This is a genomic window from Candidatus Afararchaeum irisae, from assembly GCA_034190545.1.
GTDB lineage: Archaea > Halobacteriota > Halobacteria > Halobacteriales > Afararchaeaceae > Afararchaeum > Afararchaeum irisae.
In genome coordinates this window covers 1-1,992 of the sequence record JAXIOF010000006.1, presented here as the reverse complement: position 1 = coordinate 1,992, position 1,992 = coordinate 1, and the positions used below count along the sequence as shown (strand labels likewise).

The following is a 1,992-nucleotide window of genomic DNA, read 5'->3' as shown; positions in this document are numbered from 1 at the left end:
TCCCATGAGTAAGCATAATCATTTACATGGTAAAAAATTTCTTCATTCCCTATATATTGCGTCTCCGAATTACAGACACATCGTCATAAATGCTTGTTCATTGTTCGTTTATCTGTAATATTAGACACAGACGGGCTTCCCATAAGCTCGGAGCGACAGCGAAGCGGAGGATGTCTGGTGGCGGCAACGACACGACGGAGTCCCGTAGTTAGTCGAATAACAGTAAGCTCTTTAACTTTGAAGCTTAACTCAGTCTCTCGACTACCTCCTCGACGCGCTCGACTGCGGTTCCTATGTAGTCGTCAGGATTGAGAAGAGTCTCGACCTCGTCGGGGTCGAGGTACTCAGCTATCTCGTCGTCGTCGAGTACCGCTTCTTCCATGTCTATCTCCTCGTCGTGTACCCTCATAGCCGCCTGTCTCACCCTCTCATGTGCCTTCTGACGTCCCATTCCCATTCTCGCTAGCTCCATCATGACCGCCTCAGCCATGTTGGCTCCGTCGAAGATGCCGAGATTCTGACGTATCTCATCGTCGTGGAACCCGAGGTTCTCGATGACGTCAGTGGCGCGCGCTAGGAGATGGTCGGCGACTACACTCGTCTCTGTGAACGTAATCCTCTCAGTCGACGAGTTGGTGAGGTCACGCTCCTCCCATAGGGTGTTGTTCCTGAGCTCTGTGTTGACCGACTCACGTACGACGCGCGCTAGCCCACAGATCTGTTCGCTCTTTATGGGGTTGCGTTTGTGGGGCATAGTCGACGATCCGACCTGTTTCTCTCCGAATCCCTCCTCGACCTCGCCTATCTCGGTTCTCTGCATGTTACGTATGTTTATGCCTATCTTGTCGAGCGTCGTCGCGACGTTGGCGAGGAAGAAGACGTACTCGGAGTGTCTGTCGCGCTGTATTATCTGGTTCGAGATCTCCGCCTCGTCTAATCCGAGGTTCTCCATCGTCCTACGGGATATCTCGCGCGCGTTGTCGCCGAAAGATGCCTGAGTACCCACAGCACCGCTCATCTGTCCGACCAAGAGACGTTCCCTGAGTTCGTCGAGACGGTCGAGATGTCTGTCGGTCTCCGACGCCCAGATAGCGAACTTGTGACCCCAAGTCGTGGGTACTCCTATCTGCCCGTGTGTCCGTCCCGCACAGACGGTCTCCTTGTGTTCGTCCGCCTTCTCAACGAGAGCGTCACGGAGGTCGAGTAGCTTCTCCTCTATGAGGTCACACGCCTCCTCTAACCGGAGAGCGTCAGCTGTGTCTATTATGTCGTTCGAGGTCGCCCCGAAATGTATGTACTCGCCGTAGTCATCGGAACAGTTCTCCTCTATCGCACGTACGACAGCCATGACGTCGTGGTGGATCTCCGCCTCAATCTCCTTGACGCGATCAAGTGTAACGTCGTTGGCGGCTTCCCGTATATCGTCGGCGGCACCCTCGGGTATATCACCCGTCTCCTCCTCGGCGCGCGCGAGAGCGACCTCGACCTCGACCATCTTCTCTAACTTGTTCTCCTCGTCCCAGACCGATCTCATCTCTTCGGTTCCGTATCTGTAGTCTATCGGATGGACTGCCATGGACGAGATTACTCCGAGACCGAGAAAAGGACTGTGTTATGCTGCTGTGCTATACTATTATTTATATTCTAGTCCCGGTGCCTTCGAGGGCGTCGATGTATCCCTGTGCGTAGAGGCGGTTGGCGACGACAGCGAAGTAGAAGACAACGAAGACACCCGCAATCTGTCCGAGTATGGGTATGATACCCAGGATTCCGGAGATAAATCCTCCCACGAGTGCCATCACAAGTCCGAAAACCCATGCCATGGCGTACTCTCCCGTAGAGACGACAGCCTTGATAGTATCGACGTCGAATGCATCTCCTATCTTACCCGACTTCGAGAAGTTGGTGAGTGCGGCAGGGAGTATGTACCAGAATACAAGGCTCTGGTGAATCACTAGACTGCGTTGGATTAAGCCACTAATGTAAAGGAGA

The 1,992-nt window shown here is 53.6% G+C and carries 2 protein-coding genes; both read right to left on the bottom strand.

Going from position 1 to position 1,992, the window contains the following annotated elements; genetic code table 11:
* Positions 1–244: 244 nt before the first annotated feature.
* Positions 245–1,576, bottom strand: coding sequence for an adenylosuccinate lyase (gene purB / locus SV253_01095; GenBank protein MDY6774681.1), 1,332 nt, complete (start codon positions 1,574–1,576; stop codon positions 245–247).
* Between the two features lie 61 nt (positions 1,577–1,637).
* Positions 1,638–1,992: DUF4013 domain-containing protein (locus tag SV253_01090; GenBank protein ID MDY6774680.1), on the bottom strand; the 355-nt coding region annotated here is incomplete at its 5' end.

Coding starts and splice junctions, on each gene's coding strand:
- purB (MDY6774681.1), bottom strand. CDS start 1,576: ATGGCAGTCCATCCGATAGACTACAGATACGGAACCGAAGAGATGAGA.